Here is a 22,391-nt window from a genome sequence, read left to right as displayed (position 1 = left end):
GGTTTATGAATTCGCCCTCCGGGCGGAATTCATAAACCTGCGTGCCTCCGGCACGAATTGAGGGAGTATCAGGAATCCTCCGGATTCCTTGAGAGAGAAAGAGAGTTGAGAGAAGGATTCCGTGGTGGAGAGAACTCCAAGGAATCCGGAGAGGGTTGGTCCCTCCGGGCCCAACCCTGTCGGCCTGGCACGGGGGTGAGGGACTGTCAGGGAAGGGCGTGAGGAGCTGCCTGGCACCCTCCGGGCACCGACACCCAGCGATCCCAGAAGGGTTCCACTCGACTTCCGTATCCCTGGGGCAGAACCATGAGCCACCGAGGGAGGGTGCCGGCGAGAGAAGAAGGCGCGGACTTGAGTGCAGGGCCGGAGAAGTGGTCGCACCGGGAGCGGTCGCGCATGCGGACACCTCAGATAGGTGAGAGGCCGCGTTTATGCAGGTCAGGGGCCTGAAGAGATGTCAGATATGCCCGTTCACGCACGACAGACCGATCGCGGTGAGTCGTGCGTGGCGAGACGCAAACCGTGGAGATGTCAGCTGAGCTGACGTGACGACTCCCCAAAATGTCAGCTCAGCTGACATTTTGGGGGCTTGGTGCCGTCGCAGGGAGAGGTCGCTGCCCCCGAGTCGAGTTGTGTCACCTCAGGGACGACACACGACGCGCCGAATGTCAGGCGTGCCGACATGTACGTCAGCAGGGCTGACATACTGCGTCTGTCGAAAATCCGAAAGTGGGAGAGCAGCCACGTGTCATCCGCTCAGCCGAGGCGCCGCCCAGCCGCTCCGCGACGGAAGCCGGCGGAGCTTGACCCTTCCGACCCGCTGGCCGCCTTCGATGCCACCCTGGCACCGGTACGCAGCCTCGACGACCTGGCGCAGCAGTTCCCCGACCGGGACCTGTCACTCAGCCGTCGGCGTGCTCCCTTGGAGATGTACAGCAGCGAGGAGAACCCCAACGCCTTCGCGTTGGACAGCCTCGAGTTCTTCCTCGTCATCAGCCAGTACTTCCGCGAGGCTCTCCCCCTGCGGCTGATCTTCCTGCTCATCGCCTGCCAACGAGCGGGCGGGCGCATCGAACTGACGCAGGACGAGATGGCCAGGGTCCTGGACGTCAGCCGCCAAGCCGTCAACGAGGCCCTGCAGGAGATCATGACTCACGGGATCGTGTACAAACGCTCCCGAGGCGTCTACCAGTTCAACCCGCCATACTCGTACCGGATCGGCGAGCTCGTCCGCACCATGGACGGTGGCAAGAAGTACGTGCGGGTAGAACAGGACGAGGTCCTCAACGAAGTCCGCAAGGACACCTCACTGCCCGACCTGGTGAGGTTCCCGTCCCTGGACCACCTGCGGCGAGCAGTCGAAGAAATGCGAGCCGAACGGGCCGAACGACGGACCGAGCGAAAGAGGGCACGACAGGCCGCCGAACAGCCTGTCGACGGCCTGTGGGAGCTGCCTGGCGCAGCAGAGGAGGGGATGGCGCAGTGACTGTCAGCTCGAAGCGCTTCGCTTTGGTCAACGCCGACGGAGTCGTCGCGGACCTGGACCTGCCCACGACCGCCACCAGGGCGCTCCTGAAACTGCGTGCCCTCAGCGAGGCCGGCGGCCGCATCGAGATCGACCAGGCCGACCTCGCCCGCAAGCTCGACATCAGCCGGCCCGCCGTCACCGCGGCCCTGCGCCACCTCGACCTCGCGCAGCTGGTGAAGAAGCAGCGCAATGGCGTCTACCAACTCAACGCCATGCTCGCCGGCTACCTCACCCCCGCCGACTGCGCCGCGGCCATCGCCGAGATGGCCCCCGCCGAACGCCTCAACGCCCCCGACTTCGTCGAGCGGTACCACGAAGCCGTGCAGATGTACCAAGACCAGCTCGCCCAAAAGCGCCACGCACGCGAGCAGCAGAAGAAGGCTGTCGCCGCACGCCGAGGAACGCTTCACGCCGTCGGGTAGCCGGGCGGTTTCGGTGTGCTCATCGTCTGTCAAGGGAAGCCAAGGGGGCCGGCACCCTGTGCCTAGCGGGGCGCTGGGAGAGTCGCGCCGAGCCGGTTGCGGATCCGGCGGGGGGAATGGAGTCAGTTTTGGCGTTCAAGCGGAGGCCCGCAGACACATCCATGCCAGACGATCCGGTAGATCTGTACCGGATTCTCGCCCTGAGGAACCGCGGGCCCGAAGCTGTGTGGGGACACCAGCAAGACATCCTGCGACATTGGCACCAGAAGCTCCCAGACGCACCTGACGTTGCTGTCGAATTGCCCACCGGCGCGGGAAAAACTCTTGTCGGCGGCCTCATCGGCGAATTTCAGCGCCGGAAATTCGGTGAGCGTATCGCCTACGTCTGTCCCACGCGACAATTGGCGCGGCAGACCGCAGCGAAGTTCGACGAGTACGGAATTCCGAACGTATTGCTCATCAATAAGGTGAGAACCTGGAATCAGGCAGACCGTTCCCGGTACATCGCGGGCGAGGCCATCGCCGTCACCGTCTACAGCCACGTCTTCAACTCGAACCCCGCCATCGGTGACGCTGCCATGCTGGTCCTAGACGACGCCCACGCCGCCGAAGGCTACGTGGCCAGTCCGTGGAGCCTTGGCATCTCCCGCGAGACAGAACACGAGGCGTACGCGGACGTCCTGTCCGCGGTACGGTCCGCCCTGGACCCGCTGGTCTGCAACCGGCTCACCACCCCCACCACGGACGACTCGCAGGCCTCGTACGTATACCTCGCCTCCCCCATCGGCATCAGCGAACAGGCCGTCCACCTGGAGCAGGTCGTTGAGGCCGCCTCCCGCGCCGAAAAACTGAGCACCAGCGCCACCCACGCCTGGAAACTCATCCAAGGACGCCTGGACCGCTGCCTGGTCTACCTCTCCTACAGTCAGATCCTCATCCGTCCCCTGATCCCGCCAACGGCACACCACGAGGCCTTCAGCAGCCCCGCTCGCCGCATCTACATGAGCGCCACCCTCGGCGACGGCGGCGAACTCGAGCGCGCCTTCGGCCGCAAGAAGATCACCCGGATCCCCGTCCCGAAGGGCTGGGAGAAGCAGGGCACCGGCCGCCGGTTCTTCCTGTTCCCCGAGCTGACGAGCGACCTTGCCCAGGCCCCTGCCCGTCTGCCCGAGTTCGTGAAAGGCATCATCACCGGCGCAGGGCGGACCGTCGTCCTGACCCCCGACGGTGCCACCGCCCGGAAGTTCAACGCCCGCTACACACCCGACAGCCACACCGTTCTCAAGGCCGACGACGTCGAGGACGACCTGACCGCGTTCACGGCCCAGGACGACACGCTCCTGCTCCTCAACAACCGCTACGACGGCATTGACCTACCCGGAGACGACTGCCGTCTCGTCGTGCTCGACGGCCTGCCCGCGCGCGGCGACCTACAGGAACGCTTCCTTCACGAATCCCTCGGCGCTACAGAAGTCCTCCAGGAACGCATCCGAGCCCGCATCGTGCAGGGCGCCGGCCGCGCCACACGCAACAACCGGGACTGGGCTGCCGTCATGGTCCTCGGCCAGTCCCTGACCTCCTACCTGTCCGGACCGGACGTCCAGGCTTCCCTGCACCCGGAGGTTCATGCCGAGGTCGAGTTCGGACGGCGCAACAGCCTTGGGACGAGCTCTGCCGAGATGCTCGACAACCTGCACATCTTCCAGGAACACGGGCAGGACTGGGCTGACGTCGACGGTGACATCGTCACCGCCCGCGAGGAATACACGCGCGCCATCGCACCCAGCGCAGCGGAACTTCAGAAGGCCGCCAAATACGAGGTCGAAGCCTGGAACGCGATCTGGAACAGCCAGTGGGAGTGGGCCCTGACCGCCGTGCAAAGAGTCCTCGACAACCTCACCGGAGCCCGCACCCCCCAGCGCTACGCCGCCCTGTGGAACTACTTCGGCTACAGCCTGGCCGAACGCCTGGCCCGAGAACCCGGCGACCATGCGTACAAGGAGACCGGAGCCCGCTACTACCGTGACCTCCAGCGCAGGGGACAGACCAGCAGCTTCCTCGCCCATCTCGTCTCCCCTAGCGACCAAGCCCACGCACCCGTCCTCGGAGAACTCCACCCCCTGGACGAGGCCGCCATGCGCGCCATCGCCTCCCGCACCTACCTCCACCGCGCCGACCGCTTCGAAGCCGCAGTCAATCAGGCACGCACCGGACTGGTAGGCACCGAATACCGGGCCTACGAAGCCGGACTGGTCAGCCTGGGCACCTTCGCCGGCGCCTCGGAGAGCTACGGCAACGACGACGACTCCGAGCCCGCTGCGCCGGATACGATCTGGATCTTCAACGACACCCGCTGGATCATCTGGGAAGCAAAGAGCGAGGCCTCCGCCACGGGAGAAGTCGGGCCTGACAATGTTCGCCAGGCCCAAGGACACCTGAGGTACACAGAAACAGCACGTCAGGAATCCGCGCCCAGCGGATCGATCGTCACGCTCATGTCTCCCAAACCGAAAGTCCTGCCAGCAGCGCGGATGCTTGCCGAGGACTACGTCTACCTCGTACCGCCGACCACGGTCCTGGAGATCTTCAACTGCCTCGTACGCGCATGGCGCACGGCCCGTAGCCGCACCATTAGCACGCTTCCCCTCACCACACTCGCCGAAATCTTCCAGGCCGAGAACGCCCTCCCCTCGCAGTGGCTACCTCTGCTCCAGACTGATCCACTGCGACGCGGGGCTTGATGACGGCGATGTGCACTGCAGTGTTCGTTCAAGCTCTTCGCGGAGGCGTAGGCGAGCGCGGAAGTCCCGGGCGAGGCCACGCTAGATGAGACTGGCCTGGACCTGCTCGTGCGGCTAGCGGGCGGCGTGTTCGTGCTCTCCTGAGGGCGTCGAAGACGGCGAGTTCGAGCAAGGCGAAAAATTTCTCCAAGATTTATTGCCGGTTCGACCGTCACCCGGGACCGAGGAGGGACACCGCCCCTTCACCACACAAGGAGCACCCCCGCGTGAGCCCCGTGTACGTCCTGGTCCGTCGGTCCCTCGTAGTTGAGGGACCCGACGGCGACACCAGCTTCGTCGAACTTCCCTTGCCCGGCCAGAAGAGCACAGGCGAGGACATTTCGAGAGGCGAGACCCTCACCGTCCAGGCACCCAGCCTCGGTGATCCCACCCTCCTCGCACTCTCCCCGGGACAAGAGGTCATGGTGGTCGAAGGCGCGGACGGCCTGCACAAGATCAATGCGCCCAAGGAACGCGCAATGGAGCACACCCTGGCGCCCGTCCGCTACGCCCATCCGGAATTGCTGCATGCTTGCACCGTTCGCTCGGTGGTCACCGGTTCCATGCCCGTGCGGCGCTCCGAGATTACGAGCGACTGGCTCGAGCCTCTCGCGGCTCATTCGCTAGTACTGCCCCGCAGCGACCGATGGAACCAGGCCCTGACCACCGCGCTGCTGGGCAACTGGTGTGCCCCGCTCATGACCGACGGATTCTTGCCCGCCACCGCCCTCAGCGCTCTGAAGGCGGAAGCCCGCACGCTGCACCGTCAACTGGTGCCGCTCTGGCGGCGCCGGACAAAGCACGGTCGAGTACTGTCCCTGGACGCGGACTTGGGCGGCCTGTCGCTCTACGACTTGGTCGCCGCCGACGTCGACGACCTCTCTCACACTCCGGGCGGCGTGTTCGAGGACGAGCGACTCAACGCCGTGCTCCGCGGCCTGCACCGTACAGAGCGACAAGTCGTGTTCGCGTACGCAGCGGGTGAAGGAACCACCTGGGCCAAGGCTGCTGCCGCGGTGGGAACCGCCGACCCGGATGCACTCGGTGAGCGGGTGCGACGCAAGACCAAACGACTCGCTGCTGAACACTGCCGCCGCGCTGCACAACGACGCGGCCCGGCTCGTTCGGCGGGCCGATCCGCCGTTCAGCAGACAGCTGACCTGGGAGTGCCAACCGCATGAACAGCTCAGACGGCGACAAGCGCTATGTGCTGCCCTTTGTCTCCCCTGATGCGAACATCCCCGGCGCGGGGAGGCACCAGCTCATGATCGTGAACGTTGCCCACACGGACGATGGACTTCGGCTAACCAACGAGTTCGCGAGGCAGCCCCCGAGCGATGTGCATTGCGGCGGATCGGACCTCATGAAGGCCGTGCTCTTCAGATCCAGAGCCGCTGGAGTAGTCGAGGCTCTCAGCCGCTCCTCAGACCATGCTCTGGGTACAAATCCAGACGAGATGGACCGGTTCGCCGCGCAGATTCTGGTACTGCCACGCAGCGACCGGTGGCGGGAAGCTATAACGACTGCTGCGCTGGGCGACTGGTGCGATCCCTTGTTGCAACACGGGCACCTCCCCTCCACTGCCCTGGGACGGTTGCGGGCCGAGGCCCGCTCTCTCCACCGCCAGCTGGTACCCCTGTGGCGCCGGCGCACGCGGAACGGACGCGTGCTTTCCCTGGACGCAGATCTCGGCGGCCTGTCGCTGTACGACCTGGTCGCTGATGAAGTCGACGTGCTGACGCAGGTTGCGGGTCACGTGTTCGCGGACGAGCGGCTGAACAGAGTGCTGCACGCGCTGGACCCGGACGAACGGCGAGCCGTGCTGGCGTATGCACAGGGCGAGGGCACTACGTGGACCGAGGCTGCCAGCGTCGTGGGCGCTGTTGACCCCGAAGCATTTGGCGAACGAGTTCGCCGCAAGGCCCGGCGCCTGGCTGCCGAGCAGCAACGGCGCGCCGAACACCGCCACTACGGACGATCCGAGAGCAGAGCTCGAAATTCAGAGAGGTGAGAAGCCTCTCGTCGAAGGAAGACAGCCACCATGATTGTTCTCGTCCTGCTGGCCCTGCTGATCATGGCAGCCGTGGTGTGCCGAGCCATCAACAAGGCCAAGGACACCGACGTCACAAGCATAGTGCGGATCGCGCTTGCCGCGATCGTCACGCTCGTCCTCACCTACGTGGCCATGCGTGTTGTGCCGCCCGAAAACGTGCCCGTCCTGCTGCATTCAGCTCTTCAGATCCTGAGGACCGGATGACATCGGACCTCTCATCCAGTGCGGCCCCGGTCCGACTGCCAGCGCGTACAAGCAGGCCCGGGACAGGCCCCATACAGGGTGGCCAGCCAGAGAACGGTCCCCGCCAGGAGGCATCGGGCTCGCCCGAGTCCTGTTCTGCAGGCTGGCAATGGTGAGGTTCGGGCGGCGGACGCGGAGATCCGCCTAGCGTCACAGGTGCGCACGTACGCTTCCGCGCCCGGGCGGCGCCGTACGGCCGGAACAGGGCAGGGGCAGGGACGAGCTCGGCCGACGTCATGAGGCGTCCTCCTCGGGTACGGCGGCCGGTTCCTGCCAGGTCAGCGTCTCCAGCGGCGGCCGGGCCGGCCGGCGGGCGGCGGGCAGCGGTACCGCGGCGGCGGACAACGGGTCGCTGAACAGGTCGGCCATCACCGGGCCGGCGCCGGGGCGCCGGGTAGCTGAGTCGCTGACGGGGACCGCTCGGTGGGGCTGGTGCATCGTCAGAACCTCTCCCAGGCAGAGCTGGTGCAGTCCGGGCACATCAGGTCCTCGGAGCCGGCCAGCAGCGCCCGCCCGCAACCCGCCTCGCAGGACGCGAGGTTGGTGTCGGTGAAGTCGGTGGCGCAGGAGAAGCACAGGAGCCGCTGTTTGTCCGGGGCGGCGGCGGTCTCGGCGTGGACCATCGCGTTGAACTCGCAGTCGGGGCAGATCTGGATGACGGCCTCGTCGACGTCGGAGTACCCGGGGTCCAGGCCGTGTACCTGGAAGACGTACTCGGCTGCGGTCTCTTCCGGGTCGTCCCAGGCCTTGAGGCAGAAGCGGCAGACGGGGAGGTCCTCGCCCAGGACCAGGGCCTGCTGGGCGCATTCGGGGCAGACGACCGTGCGGTCCAGGACGTCCTGGAGCCCGGCGCGGATCTCGTTCATGCGCTTCTTGAGGTAAGCCTCGATGCCGCGCACCTGGCCGCGCACCACGCCCATGGTCTGCTCGACGTCGTCCTTCTGGGCCTTGTCCAGGCCGGGCACGAGGTGGTCGGAGATGAAGGGCAGCAGGAAGTTGAGCACCGCGGCGGCGCGGGCCTCGACGGCGGCGGCCGGTGCGGTCAGGCCGTAGTGCTGGAGCGCGTTGCGGTCCCGGGCCAGCCGCTTCACCGCGGCGACGGCCTTGTCCGGCAGGTCGAGACCGGCGATCTGGGTGAGGCGGGTGAAGGCGTCCCCGGTGGTGCAGCTCTCGAACTCCGCGCTGTCGAAGTCCTTGCGGGTCGCGGCCGCCGGGTTCTTGAAGACCAGGGTCCAGTGTTCATGCTGGAGGCGGGACTTGAGGAACACCTCGGCGGCGGCCTGGAGGTGCAGGACGGCGTACTTCAGGTCGCGGGCGTTCGCCGTCTCGCCCGGGTCGGTGACCAGCCGGTCGACGACGTCGAGCAGATAGTCCAGCCCGTTGGTGATCAGCGGGTAGCTCACGTCCGCCCGCTGGCTCTTGCCCTGCCCCGGCTCGGATTCCGCCGCCATGGTGCCCTCCCCTGCTTCCGGCACGGCGGCCGGAAGTCCTTGCGTCCGCTGGTTGCCCGCTGACACTGATTGTCGCGCCCCGGCTGGTTTCTGATTCCGGGTAAGCAGAGAGTATTCCGAATCAGGATCAGCGAGCGCACCGGAGCGGGGCTGGCTGACCACCAGCAGAGGGCACCGATTGACCGAGGGATGACCTTGAACGAACCCCCGCCTCGACGCCGTGCCCGCCTGTACGACTCACCCTCGGGACGGAGGCCTTCACCGAACAGCCTGCCCGGGCCATGCGTCTTCGAGTCGAGTTTCGCGCCGCCCCCGCTAGTGAGGATGCCAGCGCGAGGGGGAGAGACCTCGGAGATGGAGTGCGACGGATGATCGGCGGGGCTTGAATCGGTCGTCAATTCCACCGTCTCGCTTTCGTCCATGGACTGAGGCGGGCCGATGCGCCACGCTGCCAGGCCGCCTCTGCGACCATCGGTGGATGGTCGACAGTACTGATCGTTCAACGCTTCGCGCACTGGTCGGCGAGGTGGTCGCAGGGCTTGGGTTTCTCACGCATCGGGAACTGAATCCGGCCTTCGAACAACTGGCAATGCCACCAGTCCTGGAGGATGCCGGGAGTAAACGTGAGCGGATCCAACTGAGCCTGGGCAAAGTGCCCGACGCTGATCTTCCACAGGTCACGCGACGCATCCTGGAACAGAGTCGAGTTCAGGTGAGTCCGTCGATCCGGTATCAACTCGAGGACCTGCTGTGGGCAGGGTCGTCGCCCGAGATACCCAAGAAGACCCGCCGTGAACTGGCACGTGCCCTCGACCTGTCGGAGTTGGCCCAACATCGCGACCGGTTCCTGCAGCTGCTTGACCGATTCTGGACAGCCGAAGACCCGGGCCTCTCCTTCGAGGAGCTCGAGGGCCTGCTCCTGAACGGCATGCGTCAGGTGACACTGCGGGACCGCATCGAGCGGCATGTCTTCCGTAACCCTGGAGACTGGTCGACCGAGGACCTCTTCGACACCCTCGGTGCGTTCGAGGCCGGGGACGCCAGGTTTGCCCGCTTCCTGGAGGGCCTGGTGTCAGCCGACGTCCTCCTGGATGAGCACCGCCAGGAGAAGACTGTCAGCGCGGCCAACGACTGTCTCCGGGCCGCTGGAGTCGAGTTGAGGGCAGTCGGCAGCGACGGCGGCTACCCAGTATTCGCCGTGGTGTCCACGCGCCTCCAAGGCCACCGGCGGCCGAAGAACATCATCTTCGCCTCACTGACCAAGCCGGACATCCGCTTCCGGTCTTCGGTCGACAACGACATCGAGATCGTTGGAGAGGGTCGAGACGACACCCTCGTCTATGATCGTGAGATCCCCATGGAGGGCCTGCGATGGCGCGATCTCCACGCCTGGTGGCAGGACACCCACAAGATCAGTGCTGAAGCTGCACGCAGCGATCTGCACCAGAGGCTCCTCAAAAGCCTGCCGGACAACTCGCAGGGCCAGAAGAACCTCTTCATCGCCTACCACCGCATTCTCGGGCCCACCCCCGAGGATCCAGCTCTCCTCCCCGAAGTGTGGCTCCACTGGGACCACCGCACGGTCAAGGAACGGGGCCCCGAAGCACTGCTGCGCTCCCGCATGGACTTCCTGCTCCTGCTCCCTCACGGCCAGCGCGTCGTCCTGGAGGTCGACGGATCCCAGCACTACACCCGCGACCGCGGCCGCACTCCCGATCCCGGCAAGTACGCAGACATGGTCGGCGCCGACCGAGATCTCAAACTCAGAGGGTATGAGGTGTTCCGCTTCGGCCACAGCGAACTCAAGCACCTCGACGCTGCGGAGGCACTTCTGCAGCAGTTCCTCCCAGACATGTTCCGCCGCTTCAAGCCTGGAACCTGACGGCAACCGGCTTGCCGAAGCCGCTGGCATCGACGTCGCCAGCGAAGGCCGGTGCGGGTGACTTGCTCCGCTGGCCTACTCACCCGCATTTCCCCTCACGTATGCGAACCAGTGACTTTTACTGTGAGGGCATGCCGTAAGCCACAGTTCAGCGCAAAGGCCGGCTCCAGGCTGCTGTCCATCACGGTGTGCCAGCGCGGGTGCAGCCGGCGGAAGGCGAAGCCGTCTGGGTCGCTGAGGCAGGCGGCGCTCCGCCAGGCCCGCCAGGTGCGCGCCGGGCAGGTCGAGGGCTGGAGCCCTGGGGGACCTTGGCGAGTCGACTGCGCTTCGCGGAGCGGCCGTAAGGTTCGGCCATGGCCTACACGTCACTTCACCGCTCTGTCGGAGCCCACCCCGGTCCCGTGACCGCCGGGATGCTCGACCAGGCTGCCGCGATCGGGCTCGGCGAAGCCGAGGATCTCGACTGGAAGCGGGACGCCGACGAGGTGAAGGACAACCGCGAGCACGCCAAGGATTTCGCCGCCTTGGCCAACGCGCAGGGCGGGATCATCGTCACCGGCGTCACCGAGGATGGCACCGGCGGTGCGGACACGGTCGTCGGAGTCGACGACGCCCGCGCTCAGGCCCTGGCCGACCGCTTCCGCGGGGTCGCCAACTCGATGGTGCGGCCCTTCATTCCCGCCTTCACCGTCTACACCGTGGCGCTGCCCGCCGCCCCGGGCCGTTCGGTGGTCGTCGTGCAGGTGCCGCGCAGCCCGGAGGCCCCGCACCTGGTGCCCTGGGACAAGGACAGCTGGCGCTACCCGAAGCGGGTCGGCTCCGAGACAGTCTGGCTGGGCGAGGCCGAGATGGAGGCCGCGTACCGGCGGCGGTTCGCCGCCCGGCGGGATTCCGAGGCGCACTTGAAGGAGCTCGCCGGGCGCCTCGACCCGCACCTTGCAGCAGAAGACCGGCGTGTGTGGGTCGTCGTGACTGCCGTCTGCTCGGTCCCGGCCCCGTACGACACCGCTCCGGTTCTCGACACCAGGTCGGCCGACCCCGGCATGACCGAGATCTTCAAGGCCCTGCCCGAGAGCGGCGGCGCCAGCCTTCTGCGGCACCGGCTGTCCCAGCTCGCCCCGCGGGTCGGCCTGCGGCGGGCGGTCTTCACCGAGTCCCGCCCCTACGCCGGGCGGTGCGACCGTGCCTACATCGAGCTGCACCACGACGGTTCCTTCGCCGGCGCCCTCCAGGCCACGTCCGCGCTCCAGAACGGGCCCACCCTGCTGCGCCGGCTCGACTTCGAGAGCGCGGTCCGCGATCTGGTGACCGCGGCCGCCGTCCACGCCCACCGCCGGGGAGGGGACGGCATGCTGCAACTCCTGGCCACTGCCGTGACCGAAGGCGGCGTGCTGGCGCTCGCCAACCGCGGCAGCCACTACGACAGGCAAGTCGACGGCAGCCTCACCGTCCGCCCCGAGCCCGTTCTTACCGAGGCGCCGCTCCAGGGCCTGGCAGCCTCACCAGCCAACCGCCGAACGACGGCGAACCGTCTGCTACTGGACCTCACCCACCAGTTCGCAGTCGAGGACCTGCTCGCCCCCTGACCGTCACGTCAGACCCTCGACCGTCACGGAAGTCGGCTGCCCACTGCAGCGACCAGCGGTCCTGTTCGGCGCCCCCGCGATCGCCCCAGCCAGGTACCTCGAGCTGTTCGGCGCGCGGGTCGTCAAAATCCAGTGCCGTCTGCCCTCCGCGCGCGGGATCATGAGCTATGTCCCACGAGCAGATACCCGTTCCGCCCAGCGCTCAGAAGGCGTTGCAGTTGATCAACGCCTGGCAGGAGGAGTCCGGTGAGCGCGTGCTCCCGGTCGAGGACGGCAGCAGTCTCTCCGGTGACGATGCCGAGGTTCCCACCCTCATGGTGTCCAGCGCCGCCTACCAGTGCTTCGCCCAGGCTGTGGATCACCTCCACGCAGTGCAGGCACTGCTGTTCGAAGCGAAGATGATCCACACCTACGCGCCGTACAGCCTGCTCCGCGCGGCAGTGGAGGCAGCCGGCGAAGCGATCTGGCTCCTGGGACCCGACAGCCGGCAGGAGCGGATACGCCGCTGTCTCAAACGGGCCTACGAGAATGTCAGCAAGGGTCAGCAGTTCGCCGTTCTAGCTGACGTACAGCCCTCCGGCCGGTCCGCCGCGACGCGCATCCAGGAGATCCGGCAGCTCGCCACCCGACATGGCATCGATCCGGATGGGGTGTGCGGAAGGTGGAGCACCCAGCAGCAGCTCAAGTACGTCGATGAACTGCTGAACAAGGGCAAGGATCCCTCTGCGCAGGCGGTGTGGCAGATCTGCAGCGGTTTTGCTCACGGCCGAGAGTGGGCCACATTTGGTCTGCTGGAGCGCACCGTCCAGAGCCAAGTCGGCAATGTAGTCCAAGTCCGGCTGTCCAGCTCCGGCCCGATCCTGCTGAAGATGCTGGCCATGACGACGGCGGTGACGGCGGAGGCCAGACGACTCATCGAGGAGCGGCGCGTTAACCACCAGTAGGGGTCCAGCGCCAGTGTTCGGGCACATGCCGCCGGGGGGAGGGGCAGGATCAGGGAGAACACCCCGTTGGTCCGGGGCGGTGCAGGGGAGGGTGCGTGCCGAAGCCGGCGAAGAAGCGCGGAGTGCGGATCCCGTGGATCATCGACAGCCGCGGGGACCGCTACGACCGTTCCGAGATCGACCGCCAGCCTTCACCGCGGTACGTGGCCCCCTTGAAGTGCGGCGGGTGCGGGACCCGGGTCAGTGCCCGGCACGGCAACGCCGACGATCCCGACAGCCGCACCTCCCACTACTTCCGGATCGACCCGCACACGCCGGCCTGCCGGTACGACCTCGACCAGCGCGGCAAGCAGCTCGTCGACCAGGCACCCGGCACCGTGGTGCGCAAGGAGGGCCAGTGGCGGCTGGTCTGCCCGCCGTTGGACCACCTCGGCACCGGTGGGCAGAAGCCAACACCGGGCGGCGTGGCCGGCCCGATCCGTACAGGCGGCGCCGGGCCCCGCATCACCAGCAAGCAGGCCGGAGCGGCCATCGCCTCAGCCCGACGCATCGTGCGGATCCTCAACGACTTCGACCAGGACCCCGACGTCGCCGAGGAGTTCGCCGCCGTCGCCCCCAACGGCCGACGCGACATCCCCTGGGCTGAGTTCTGCCGCGGCCGCGCCGACGCCGACCAGCTCGCCCAGGCCCTCCTCGACGGCACGGCCGCCCCGATCCCCCATGCCGTGTGGGGCCCCGTCCACACCGCCGACGCCGCCGGCCGCAACAACGACTCCTACGTCGTCATGTACGTGGCGCGAAACCCCGTCCACATCGACGGCAAGCCCGTACGGCTGCGCGTCGCCTTGCGCAGTACCCAGCCCGACTGGATCGGAGCCACCACCCGCTCGGGGCAGGTCCTCGGATACGGGTACTGGCAGCTCTTCCCCACCGATCCGGCCAAGGCCCGCAGGCAGGGCTGGATTGAACTGCAGCTCTGGGTGAAGCAGCCCTGGCAGGCAACCCGGTGGGACACCGACGGAACCACCATCACCCTCCCCGACCCCCGGACCCCGCCCAAGCCCAGGTCCAAGCCTGCACCTGCCGCGGAACGCCGTACCCATCCCGCGGCAGGGACAGCAACGCCCGTAGCCACCCCGACCCCCGCCCCCGCCCCCGCCCCCGAGGGCACGCTGCCTCTCCAGCCGGACGCCCCAGCCGCCGAATCGGAGCCGGCGCTGAAGTTGGAACAGGATGCGCTGCCCGAGCAGCAAGGGATCACACCGCAGCAACCCGCCCCGCCCATCGAGGCGGCCTCACCGGATCGGGCGCCCGCTCCCCCACCGCCTCCTCCGGTCGCGGTGCCGCCCCTCCCGCCGTTCCCTCCGCCTGTCCCGGACGCCAGTGAACGGCGATCGAGGTTCGCCAGATGGCTGGACAGCGCCCGCCGCTCACGGGGCACCCGATAGGCAGCCGCGCCATCAACTCAGCTCTGCCGACGCGCAGTCCCCAGTGCCGCGAGCGCCACGCGAGGGTGCCGGACGCTGGTCAGCCGATCCCGGGCGCGTCACCGTCTGCCCGCGCACCCTCAGGTCGTAGTCCGCGACTGGTCGGTGGGCAGTGCGATACCTATGCATGGGACCTCTGTAGGAGCAGGGTGGAGGTGTCCGCAGGGTGGTGCGGGGATGCCCGCTCAGTGCCGGTGGTGCTCGCGCCACGCCCTGCACCGTGCGCGGAATTCTTCCTGGCGCTCGGCCAGGAGGTCCTGGGTGCGTTGCAGGTGGCAGTCGAGCACATGCACGCCGTCCTGGAACGGCTGGAAGCCGATCTTCGCCCATACGTGGCCCAGCTTCGTGGAGGCCTCTCGGTGTTCGGCCTGCGACAGCTCGCGGCCGTCCGCGGAGCCCGGCTCGCAGACCGTCGCGACGCAGCCCTCGGACAGTCGGCGGATTGCCGAACCCGCCAGGACTGGGCCCAGGCCGAACCCGCGCCAGGCCGGCTCCAGGACGACCCGGTCCATGACGAGCAGGTCGCCGACCGGGTGCGCGAGGGCCGCCTCGAAGGCCTCGCTCCATTCACCGTCGGCCACGTCCAGGACCACCTCGCCGATCCCCGCCACGTCTCCGGTGTAGGAGTCCATCGCCTCGAAGGGATGGTCGGGACCGAACATGCGTACTCGGACGAACGACATCCGGCCCACCGCGACGTCCTCGACCGCGTCGAGCGCTTCCTGATCCATGTCGGTGGTCGCGGCCAGCTCCTCCGCCAGGACGTCCGCGTCAATCCGCGCTGTCACCGTCCACACTTCCAGCGTGTCGCCGAACTCAAATCCTTGGACGAGGTGCTCGTGCTGGTAGAGGAGTGTGATCAATGAGGGATCTGCCGGGAGCTGTGCGGTGCTGGGCGCGATGATGGTCACTCTGGAACGGTAGTGGGAGCAATGACCGCCTCGGGTGGGAAACGGCGGCATCGTCACCCTCGCTGCCAAGGGGTCACCGGAGTTGGCCGATGCCCCGGAGCGGTTCACGCCCTGTCGGCCGCGCCTGCTGCAGATCTATCGTGCACAGCAGACGGGTGGAGGGGGCCTCTACGTGCGGGACACACGGCTGGTGCAGACGGCGGTGATCGGGGACGAGCACTCGGACGTGCCCGTGGTTCTGCCGACCGAGGCCATCCAACTGGACGCCTTCCGCAGTGTGCACGGGCACGACACGTTCTGGTGCGGGCTCCTGCTCGGCGGCTGCGGCGCTCAGCTCGCGCACAAGCTGTACCTCGACCGGCAGTGCCACTTCCAGCATCACCCGCAGCCAGGCGGCGCCCCGCACGACTGCCGCCGGCCCAAGGTCGGACGCTCCAGCGCCGATCACCTGTACGTGAAGGCGGCACTGGCCCATTCCCTCCTGGACTACGGCCGCACCGGCCGCTTCGCCTACCCGGCGCCGATCGGCTCGCTCCTGGACGTTGACCTCGACGACGGTCTGGCGCTGCGCGTCCACATGGACGGTTCCGTGGCGCCGGACTGGGCGGCCGGCCGCACTCCCGTTCTGGGCCCGGGCGTGATGCCCGAGCCGGGGATCTTGTCGCGGTGCCCGTATGTGTACCGGGTCCGGTGCGAGAACGACGGCGCCGGCCGCCGGGTGTGGATCGGTACGCAGAGCCTTGCCCGGCCCACCGAGTGGGTGCCGCTGGCCGAGTGCTCCTGGAACGAGGACGGCCTGATCACCCCGGCCGCTACAGACATCCTGCGCCGCAAGACCGCCTCCACCAGCCCGACGCCCGCCCCGGCCGAACAGGCGCACCGTCCGGGCGCCTTGCCGGAGAACGTCATCCGGTTCATCCGCGGCCTCGAGGCTGCTCAGCGCGCCGGCACGGTCGAGCATGTGCGACGGCTGTGCGGCGCGGGCACCGACTTCCTCGACCAGCTCGACCCCGCGGTCCGGGCGGAAGCCGAAGAGGCCCTGGCCGAAGCCTGCTCCTGGCTCGCCGTCCATGAGGACTACCAGCAGCGGGTCTTCGCCGATCTCGCAACGGCCGTCGCCGAACGCCGGGCCTGGGACGTGCGCTCCCAGCTGCAGACCGCCACCGCCCTCACCCGTCGCGGAGCCAGCGCCGAGGAACAGCGTGTCCTCACCCAGGCCCGCGCCTTCGTCCGACGCCAGGACCACCTCCCCGACACCCCGCCGCGGTCCGTGCTCCACCCTCTGCTGGCCCCGCGCCCCAAACGTGCACGGTCGACAGCGGCTGCCGGGCCGGAGCCCGCACGGAGAAAGCCGCCCCAGCCCGCGCTGAAGAAGAAGGAGAAGCCGCAGCAGACGGCAGCACCGAACGTCTCGCGACAGGAACGACGGGACCGCCGTGCGGCCCTGCGACGGGCCCGGTTCATCCTGGACCACCTCGACACCCAGCGCTTCCACCTCTCCCGCGACGAACAGCGCGAACTCGCCCGGGAGCTGGAAACCGTCGCAGACGCCGCGGGCGACTGGCTGTCCGCCGATGAGCAGCGCGATGCCCGGTACTGGATCAGGAAGACGTCGCGGCCGGCCAAGAAGGACCGGCCGAATCCGGTCCGTCGAGAACTGCCTCCGGACGTGCTTCAGGCCGCGGCCGCCGCCGTGCGCGGTGCGCTGAAGAAGTCCGCACGCGAGCAGCAGACCACCACCTGGGCCCGCCTGGAACAGCAACTGGGAACCGCACTCCCCCGCATGACCCTCGCCGACCGCGTGCAAGTCCTGACGCTCGTTGACCAGAGCACGCCCAGCGACCAGGCACTCCTGTCCTCGCTCGTTGCCGCGGGGGACCCGGACATGACCACGTCCTACCGCCACATCGCCGCAACCCTGGGCCTGGACATGCCTGCAAGCGACGACGACCTGCGCGACATCGTGGAAGCCGACGTGCAACAGGTGCATCACCACTGGCGCCATCGCTGAGGCCTGCGAGCAGGGCAAAGGCGTGAAGTTCTGCCGCTGTGACGGCGATTGACCGGGGACGTCGAGCTGAACAGTGCGGTCATGCACGGTCCCTGGCCTGCCGTCGTGATGGTGCGTCAGTAGACGGTCTGTGGTCCCACCCAGTGCGTCTCGAAGCGGTTGGTCCCCGGCACCGCCAGGAACACCTTCACATCGCAGAACGCGAGCTGTGCCAGGTGCTCAAGGCGTGTGACGGTGTCGACGACCACCGGTGTCGACTCCACCCATACGCCCAGCCGCGCCGGCAGTGCCACTGCCAAGACGTGGACCGAATCCCCCTTCTTCCCGTAGAGCGGGCGGCCGTCTCCGTACTTGGGCGAGGGAGCCCCGAAGAACGTGTCGAGGCCCATCGCACCGCACACGATCATCTCGAAGGCTTGCCACCATCCCCGGCTGATCCCGGTCCGCGCCCAGAACCGCTCGAATGCTGCGGCCCTCGACCGCTTCGCCGCTTCTTCCCTCTGCCAGCGTGCATTCTCAGCCTGTACCCGAACCTGCCGGCGCTCCTGTTCCTCGAGCGCCGCGGCGGCGTAGGACGGGGCGGTCCAGAACGTGCCGCTGTAGCCGTCCGGGTGCTCTTCGTTCCAACCGTGAACGTGGCCGTCCGGGTACAGCACCAGGCGGCCGCTGAGGATCCATTGCACCGCGTCGGTGAGGCTGACATGCTCGACTGCCTGCCACCCAGCCTCGGCGGTGAAGCGGGCGATGACGCCGCGCACCCTGCGCAACCCTTGCGACGGATTCGTCAGATGCAGGGATGGCACTGCTGTCATCCACGGCCGCGCACGGCCCCGGTCGTCGAACCAGCACACCTCCACCTCGTCCGCGGCATACCTCTGTGTGCGCTCCCTGACTTCAGATTCGGTGATCGGAGAGAGCTGGGCTTCCAGCGCGAATCGGCGCCCGTCGCGTACCGCCAGGACATCAGCGCGCCACCCGCCGTGCGCAGCGGACACCTCCAGCGTTGCCTGCCAGCCGGCACCACGCGCTGCAGCCGCAAGGTCGGCCTTCAGCACAAGATGCCCGGGACTTTCACCAGCGAGGGGACAGTCGGGGGTCCGGCGCCGATGAGCGAAGTGACGCAGCCCCAAGACGGATACCCGCGCGACCATCTGGCCTTCGCAGGCCGGACACCGAAGGGGAGCGCGGGCCCGGTGGATTGCCTCCCACGTGAGAGCGCACCCCAGATCCGTGCGGGTGGCGTCGAGCCTTCCGAACTCAGCATGATGGGCAGTGAACGGCACTCTCGTGCACTGCCCTCGGAAGGCCATCAGCACGCGTGCCCGGCGCCGCGGATGTGACGAGCTGTTCCCCGGCCGTGCCGGCTTCGGCCCACGTGCGGCAGGCCGTCGCGGCTCGGACGGGACATGGCACTCTCTGACGACTGTGGGTGACGTCGCAGCGGAACTGCGAGCCGCCGCTACCAGCATCGACCGTGTTCCTCATGAGTGGTCGGTGAGTCGGGAGCCCCGCGGCTGAACCATCCGCAGGATCTGGAGAACCCAGTCGGAACCGTGCGCGCGGAGCGAGGGATAGCTAGTTCAGCCAGTGGCAGACAGATCGATCTCATCGAGGTCTTTGGTCCGTTGGTCGTGCTGGTGCCGCGCCGCCTCCAGCAGGCTTCGCCAGGACGCCACTGCGGGGCGGCGTCGCAGCAGGGCTCGCCGGTCCCGCTCCGTCGCGCCACCCCAGATGCCGTGCTCGATGCGGTTGTCGAGCGCGAAGGACAGGCATTCCAGCCTCACCGGGCAGCCGGCGCACAGCGCTTTCGCCCGGTGCTGCGCCGCACCCTCGACGAACAGTTCGTCCGGATCAGCGGTTCGGCACAGGGCCCGCTCGCCCCACTCTCCGTCGTCTTCGACCATCGTGGTGCCCTTCTATCCCCGATCTGGCCTTCCCACTCCCCCGGGGACGGACGCAGTGCGGGCACGGTACGACACGTTCCCGAGGCATGGGACACGCAGGGTGCGGAACTTCCCCTTCGAGTGACACGTCCACTGCAAGCGCGCGGCACTCCCTGTAGAGGCGGAGTCGGGAGCTCAGGGGGTGGAGGGTGACACGACACGCTGCGCCCCCCGTATCACCGCGGCAGCCGTCGTACGCTGTTCGAACCCGAGATCGAACGGAACGACTATGCCCGCCACCGATGAGGTCGAGTACATCCCTCCCACCCAGGGCATCGGCCCTTGCCAGGGCGCTCGCTGCAACAACAAGACCCAGCGTTACGGCCCCGCCACTGCGGAGCGACACTCCGGCCCGCTGTGCAACGTCTGCGAGGCCAAGCTCAAAGCCGCCTCGCAGCGCTGACGACGCACCTCGGCAGGCTGGCAGCGCTCACAGTCCGCTGCGCCCGCTTACCGGCAGAGACTCATCGAGATCCGCACGTGCGGTCCCACTGGGTGCGGACCTCCGAGCACCACCGGTTGGACGGCAAGCTGATCATCCGATGGGCCCGGCCAGGTTACGAAGTGCTCTGCCAGGAGCGCAGCCGGTCGGCGATGTCGTAGACGGTCAGTCGTAGCGCGCGGATGTCGGTGATCAGGTCCCGCCACGGCTCGAAGGAGTCGTCGACTTCCTGGCCGGAGGCTCTGATGTAGGCCACCGCCACGCCGTACGCGAAATACGCGTTGCGAGCTGGCAGCGGGCGCAGCAGGACCAGTTGTTCCAGCAGGGCGGCGGCCCGCCAGTAGGCGTCGGGCTCGCCGGAGTCCAGCTGGGGTGTGTTGACCCGGTGGCGGGCGACGGCGGCCACCAGGCCGGAGTAGTCCCGGACCCCGAGCTCCTTGCCGAGCAGTTCCTCTTGTCGGTCGAGGAGCCAGCGGATGTCGATGTGCAGGTCCAAGGGTCAGGCCGCCCGCCCCGTGCTGGTGTGGTGGCCGGGTGCGTCGTCGGGGAAGGCGTCGTCGAAGGCCTCGGCCAGGCCGGGGCGGGCGATGATGCCGCGGAACTCGGCCGTCGCCCTGCTCAGCGCGATCTGGTTCTCTTCGACTCTGGCCAGCTCGGCCAGGTAGGCGCGCACGCTCTGTCCGCGGGCAGCAGCGACCGTAGCGAACCGGTCCCTGGTCTCGGAGTCAACTTTCATGGTGGTGTCAGCCATACACCGAGTATGCACCCACGGGTACCTTTGCGAATACCCGTTACGCAATTCCGGCCTCTGGCTACGTTCCGTCGTCGATGAGGTCCGGCTCTGCGGGGCCCGCCGCTCCTCCCGGCTCCCCACGGGAGGCGATGCGGCTGCCTCGGCTCAGGCCTGAGGCGGCTGCTCAGGGGACTCCCGAAGGATGGCTACACGCCTGAGGCAACCCCATGAGCCGGCGAGGCACAACAGCGTGATGCCTACGTCGCCGCTGAGCGTTGCAACATCGGAATAGTGGGCGATGCGCCGAAGGCCAGCCAGGGCAAGGCTGCCAAGGACGGCGGCGAGCAGGTACCAGACAGCCTTCATGGAGAGCCCCCAGATGTGCGTGGTGAAGGCGTCAACGTAGCGGCGTCGGCAGCTGGCCGTCAGGCCTTTGGCAGTTCACCTGGCTTCGTCTCGATGATCTCCACGTGGGTGGCGCCGCCGGCTTCGAGGCGCGCCTTCCGGTCCTCGGCGCTGGCCTTGTCGTAGGCGACAGCTGCCGCGCACGGGGTGCCGTCGGGGTCGGTCCAGGTGAGCCCAAAGTTCTGCATCGTGATCGCCATGGGGACATCATCGCTGGTCGGACCCACAGTGGCCCGCGTGCGGCCGTCGGGCCGCCGCCATAGCCTGGCGGTGAGGGGGTCCACCCACGGAGGACTCTGCATGCCCCGCACCATCTGGTCCGGCGCCATCAGCTTTGGCCTGGTCACCGTACCTATCCACGTCGTGTCGGCGACCGAGGACCACTCGGTCCACTTCCACCGTGTGCACCTGGCGGACATGGGCCGCGTGCGGACGCGGAAGGTCTGCGAGCTCGAGGACCGCGAGGTGTCGTCGGCCGAGATCGGCAAGGGCTACCAGCTGTCGACGGACACGATCATCCCGGTCCTCGACGAAGAGCTCCGGGAGATGCCGCTGCCGACGGCCAAGGCGATCGAGATCGAAGCTTTCGTGCCGCTGGGCTCCATCGACCCGATCCAGATCGGGGAGGGCTACTACTTGCAGCCGGACGGCCAGGTCGCGGCCAAGCCGTACACGTTGCTCCGCCGGGCCCTGGAGCGCAGCAGCAAGGTAGCCGTGGCGAAGTACGCGTGGAGCGGCCGGGAGCGCCTTGGCCTGCTCCGGGTCCGGGACAACGTGATCGTCCTGCACGCAATGCGCTGGGCCGACGAAATCCGTGACCCGGGCGCGCTCGCCCCGGGCGCCACGGACGTGTCCGACTCCGAGATCGACGAGGCGGTCGAGCTCATCGAGAGCCTCGCCCGCGACGACCTGGAGGGCGGCGACTTCCGCGACACGTACACCGAGGCGGTCGAGGCGATGATCGATGCCAAGCGGGAGCACCGCGAGCCGCCGCGGGCGCCCGAGGAGCCGACGCAGTCCGGCAAGGTCGTCGACCTGATGGCCGCGCTCCAGGAGTCGGTCGCGAAGGCCCGCCAGGCCCGCGGGGAGGACGCCACCGTCCACGACATGCCCAAGAAGCAGACAACGAAGAAGGCGCCCGCCAAGAAGACGGCTGCCAAGAAGACGGCTGCCAAAAAGGCCGGCGCGAAGAAGCCGCGCAGCGCCTGACCGTGTGCTGGCGCCGGACCTATCAGCAGGCGCACCGCCCGTCCCGGCATTTCCGGTGAAGTCCCGTTCCGTCGCCTGCGGGATGGGCAGAATCGAGCGGTGAGCCCGGATCCCGCCCGGTCGGCCCGACAGCCCGTCCGACACCTGCATCGGCACGTCCCCCCGCTCCGTTCAGGCCCGTCCCCAGAAGCCGCGGACCACGGCCGCCAGGGACCGGATCACCTCCGCCAGCGCCATCAGCACCGCCGCCCGACCCGATGGGGACGTGCCCCGCAACGCCAGGTGCACCACGGCCACCACCATGCCGGCCACCACCAGCAGCCCCGCGACCGGCACCCACGCTTCGTAGCCCACGGTCCGA

Annotated in this window: 22 protein-coding genes; 13 read left to right on the top strand and 9 right to left on the bottom strand. The window is 68.0% G+C overall.

Annotated elements, in window-relative coordinates; translation table 11 throughout:
* Window positions 1-682 precede the first annotated feature (682 nt).
* From ACFWI4_RS11000 to ACFWI4_RS10975, 6 genes are all read left to right on the top strand, one after another.
* Window positions 683-1,486 carry a hypothetical protein gene (locus tag ACFWI4_RS11000; RefSeq protein ID WP_387193661.1) on the top strand — a complete coding sequence of 268 codons (804 nt, stop codon included), beginning with the start codon at window positions 683-685 and terminating at the stop codon, window positions 1,484-1,486.
* Entirely contained in the window at window positions 1,483-1,950 is a 468-nt protein-coding gene (locus tag ACFWI4_RS10995; RefSeq protein ID WP_387193658.1) for a MarR family transcriptional regulator, read from the top strand. Before ACFWI4_RS11000 ends, ACFWI4_RS10995 begins: the two co-directional genes overlap by 4 nt.
* Before the next feature lie 116 nt (window positions 1,951-2,066).
* Window positions 2,067-4,691: a DEAD/DEAH box helicase gene (locus tag ACFWI4_RS10990; RefSeq protein ID WP_387193655.1), complete on the top strand. Its 2,625-nt coding sequence runs from the start codon at window positions 2,067-2,069 to the stop codon at window positions 4,689-4,691.
* A 266-nt stretch (window positions 4,692-4,957) separates the two neighbouring features.
* A complete protein-coding gene (locus ACFWI4_RS10985) occupies window positions 4,958-5,911 on the top strand; it encodes a hypothetical protein (RefSeq protein WP_387193652.1) in 954 nt (317 codons plus the stop codon).
* A complete protein-coding gene (locus ACFWI4_RS10980) occupies window positions 5,908-6,741 on the top strand; it encodes a hypothetical protein (RefSeq protein WP_387193649.1) in 834 nt (277 codons plus the stop codon). Before ACFWI4_RS10985 ends, ACFWI4_RS10980 begins: the two co-directional genes overlap by 4 nt.
* Before the next feature lie 30 nt (window positions 6,742-6,771).
* Window positions 6,772-6,987: a hypothetical protein gene (locus ACFWI4_RS10975; protein WP_387193646.1), complete on the top strand. Its 216-nt coding sequence runs from the start codon at window positions 6,772-6,774 to the stop codon at window positions 6,985-6,987.
* 273 nt (window positions 6,988-7,260) lie between these two features.
* Here ACFWI4_RS10975 and ACFWI4_RS10970 read toward each other — a convergent pair whose 3' ends face one another.
* Together ACFWI4_RS10970 and ACFWI4_RS10965 are read right to left on the bottom strand one after the other, a co-directional pair.
* Entirely contained in the window at window positions 7,261-7,464 is a 204-nt protein-coding gene (locus ACFWI4_RS10970) for a hypothetical protein (protein ID WP_387193643.1), read from the bottom strand.
* A gap of 2 nt (window positions 7,465-7,466) precedes the next feature.
* Window positions 7,467-8,477 carry a hypothetical protein gene (locus tag ACFWI4_RS10965; RefSeq protein ID WP_387193640.1) on the bottom strand — a complete coding sequence of 337 codons (1,011 nt, stop codon included), beginning with the start codon at window positions 8,475-8,477 and terminating at the stop codon, window positions 7,467-7,469.
* 478 nt (window positions 8,478-8,955) lie between these two features.
* Between ACFWI4_RS10965 and ACFWI4_RS10960 the strand changes: the two genes are divergently transcribed.
* From ACFWI4_RS10960 to ACFWI4_RS10945, 4 genes are all read left to right on the top strand, one after another.
* A complete protein-coding gene (locus ACFWI4_RS10960; RefSeq protein ID WP_387193637.1) occupies window positions 8,956-10,359 on the top strand; it encodes a hypothetical protein in 1,404 nt (467 codons plus the stop codon).
* Between the two features lie 353 nt (window positions 10,360-10,712).
* Complete coding sequence (locus tag ACFWI4_RS10955; RefSeq protein WP_387193634.1) at window positions 10,713-11,945, top strand: helix-turn-helix domain-containing protein; 1,233 nt, start codon at window positions 10,713-10,715, stop codon at window positions 11,943-11,945.
* 167 nt (window positions 11,946-12,112) lie between these two features.
* A complete protein-coding gene (locus ACFWI4_RS10950; protein WP_387193631.1) occupies window positions 12,113-12,889 on the top strand; it encodes a hypothetical protein in 777 nt (258 codons plus the stop codon).
* 95 nt (window positions 12,890-12,984) lie between these two features.
* Window positions 12,985-14,337 (top strand): hypothetical protein, encoded by a 1,353-nt coding sequence (locus ACFWI4_RS10945; protein ID WP_387193628.1) that lies wholly within the window; start codon window positions 12,985-12,987, stop codon window positions 14,335-14,337.
* Between the two features lie 224 nt (window positions 14,338-14,561).
* On the opposite strand, the gene ACFWI4_RS10940 is transcribed toward ACFWI4_RS10945, so the two are convergent.
* Complete coding sequence (locus ACFWI4_RS10940; protein WP_387193625.1) at window positions 14,562-15,287, bottom strand: hypothetical protein; 726 nt, start codon at window positions 15,285-15,287, stop codon at window positions 14,562-14,564.
* 172 nt (window positions 15,288-15,459) lie between these two features.
* On the opposite strand from ACFWI4_RS10940, the gene ACFWI4_RS10935 reads away from it, so the two are divergent.
* Complete coding sequence (locus tag ACFWI4_RS10935) at window positions 15,460-17,298, top strand: hypothetical protein (protein ID WP_387193622.1); 1,839 nt, start codon at window positions 15,460-15,462, stop codon at window positions 17,296-17,298.
* Window positions 17,299-17,414: 116 nt separating this feature from the next.
* Here ACFWI4_RS10935 and ACFWI4_RS10930 read toward each other — a convergent pair whose 3' ends face one another.
* Complete coding sequence (locus ACFWI4_RS10930; protein ID WP_387193673.1) at window positions 17,415-18,608, bottom strand: competence protein CoiA; 1,194 nt, start codon at window positions 18,606-18,608, stop codon at window positions 17,415-17,417.
* Between the two features lie 270 nt (window positions 18,609-18,878).
* The gene (locus ACFWI4_RS10925; RefSeq protein WP_387193619.1) at window positions 18,879-19,202 is read right to left on the bottom strand and encodes a WhiB family transcriptional regulator; all 324 of its coding nucleotides are present in this window, start codon (window positions 19,200-19,202) and stop codon (window positions 18,879-18,881) included.
* 268 nt (window positions 19,203-19,470) lie between these two features.
* On the opposite strand from ACFWI4_RS10925, the gene ACFWI4_RS10920 reads away from it, so the two are divergent.
* The gene (locus tag ACFWI4_RS10920; protein ID WP_387193616.1) at window positions 19,471-19,644 is read left to right on the top strand and encodes a hypothetical protein; all 174 of its coding nucleotides are present in this window, start codon (window positions 19,471-19,473) and stop codon (window positions 19,642-19,644) included.
* Between the two features lie 154 nt (window positions 19,645-19,798).
* Here the strand turns inward: ACFWI4_RS10920 and ACFWI4_RS10915 are convergent, their stop codons facing one another.
* The 3 genes from ACFWI4_RS10915 to ACFWI4_RS10905 all read right to left on the bottom strand — a co-directional run bounded on the left by ACFWI4_RS10915 (window position 19,799) and on the right by ACFWI4_RS10905 (window position 21,021).
* The gene (locus ACFWI4_RS10915; RefSeq protein WP_387193613.1) at window positions 19,799-20,179 is read right to left on the bottom strand and encodes a toxin Doc; all 381 of its coding nucleotides are present in this window, start codon (window positions 20,177-20,179) and stop codon (window positions 19,799-19,801) included.
* A 3-nt stretch (window positions 20,180-20,182) separates the two neighbouring features.
* Window positions 20,183-20,434 (bottom strand): antitoxin MazE7, encoded by a 252-nt coding sequence (locus ACFWI4_RS10910; protein WP_387193610.1) that lies wholly within the window; start codon window positions 20,432-20,434, stop codon window positions 20,183-20,185.
* A gap of 407 nt (window positions 20,435-20,841) precedes the next feature.
* Window positions 20,842-21,021 (bottom strand): hypothetical protein, encoded by a 180-nt coding sequence (locus tag ACFWI4_RS10905; RefSeq protein WP_387193607.1) that lies wholly within the window; start codon window positions 21,019-21,021, stop codon window positions 20,842-20,844.
* A 100-nt stretch (window positions 21,022-21,121) separates the two neighbouring features.
* Between ACFWI4_RS10905 and ACFWI4_RS10900 the strand changes: the two genes are divergently transcribed.
* Window positions 21,122-22,030 (top strand): Ku protein, encoded by a 909-nt coding sequence (locus ACFWI4_RS10900; protein ID WP_387193604.1) that lies wholly within the window; start codon window positions 21,122-21,124, stop codon window positions 22,028-22,030.
* A 171-nt stretch (window positions 22,031-22,201) separates the two neighbouring features.
* Here ACFWI4_RS10900 and ACFWI4_RS10895 read toward each other — a convergent pair whose 3' ends face one another.
* Window positions 22,202-22,384, bottom strand: a complete 183-nt coding sequence (locus tag ACFWI4_RS10895) for a hypothetical protein (protein WP_387193601.1) — start codon at window positions 22,382-22,384, stop codon at window positions 22,202-22,204.
* Window positions 22,385-22,391 lie beyond the last annotated feature (7 nt).

Origin of the sequence: Streptomyces sp. NPDC127038 (assembly GCF_042725875.1) — a bacterium.
In the GTDB taxonomy this organism is placed as follows: Bacteria; Actinomycetota; Actinomycetes; order Streptomycetales; family Streptomycetaceae; genus Streptomyces.
The sequence above is the reverse complement of the archived record's forward strand: the minus strand, read 5'-3'. Positions and strand labels throughout refer to the sequence as shown.

Coding starts and splice junctions, on each gene's coding strand:
- ACFWI4_RS10955 (WP_387193634.1), top strand. CDS start 10,713: ATGGCCTACACGTCACTTCACCGCTCTGTCGGAGCCCACCCCGGTCCC.
- ACFWI4_RS10950 (WP_387193631.1), top strand. CDS start 12,113: ATGTCCCACGAGCAGATACCCGTTCCGCCCAGCGCTCAGAAGGCGTTG.
- ACFWI4_RS10905 (WP_387193607.1), bottom strand. CDS start 21,021: ATGGCGATCACGATGCAGAACTTTGGGCTCACCTGGACCGACCCCGAC.
- ACFWI4_RS10925 (WP_387193619.1), bottom strand. CDS start 19,202: ATGGTCGAAGACGACGGAGAGTGGGGCGAGCGGGCCCTGTGCCGAACC.
- ACFWI4_RS10930 (WP_387193673.1), bottom strand. CDS start 18,608: ATGGCCTTCCGAGGGCAGTGCACGAGAGTGCCGTTCACTGCCCATCAT.
- ACFWI4_RS10960 (WP_387193637.1), top strand. CDS start 8,956: ATGGTCGACAGTACTGATCGTTCAACGCTTCGCGCACTGGTCGGCGAG.
- ACFWI4_RS10970 (WP_387193643.1), bottom strand. CDS start 7,464: ATGCACCAGCCCCACCGAGCGGTCCCCGTCAGCGACTCAGCTACCCGG.
- ACFWI4_RS10990 (WP_387193655.1), top strand. CDS start 2,067: ATGGAGTCAGTTTTGGCGTTCAAGCGGAGGCCCGCAGACACATCCATG.
- ACFWI4_RS10900 (WP_387193604.1), top strand. CDS start 21,122: ATGCCCCGCACCATCTGGTCCGGCGCCATCAGCTTTGGCCTGGTCACC.
- ACFWI4_RS10910 (WP_387193610.1), bottom strand. CDS start 20,434: ATGGCTGACACCACCATGAAAGTTGACTCCGAGACCAGGGACCGGTTC.
- ACFWI4_RS10975 (WP_387193646.1), top strand. CDS start 6,772: ATGATTGTTCTCGTCCTGCTGGCCCTGCTGATCATGGCAGCCGTGGTG.
- ACFWI4_RS11000 (WP_387193661.1), top strand. CDS start 683: ATGTACGTCAGCAGGGCTGACATACTGCGTCTGTCGAAAATCCGAAAG.
- ACFWI4_RS10920 (WP_387193616.1), top strand. CDS start 19,471: ATGCCCGCCACCGATGAGGTCGAGTACATCCCTCCCACCCAGGGCATC.
- ACFWI4_RS10980 (WP_387193649.1), top strand. CDS start 5,908: ATGAACAGCTCAGACGGCGACAAGCGCTATGTGCTGCCCTTTGTCTCC.
- ACFWI4_RS10965 (WP_387193640.1), bottom strand. CDS start 8,477: ATGGCGGCGGAATCCGAGCCGGGGCAGGGCAAGAGCCAGCGGGCGGAC.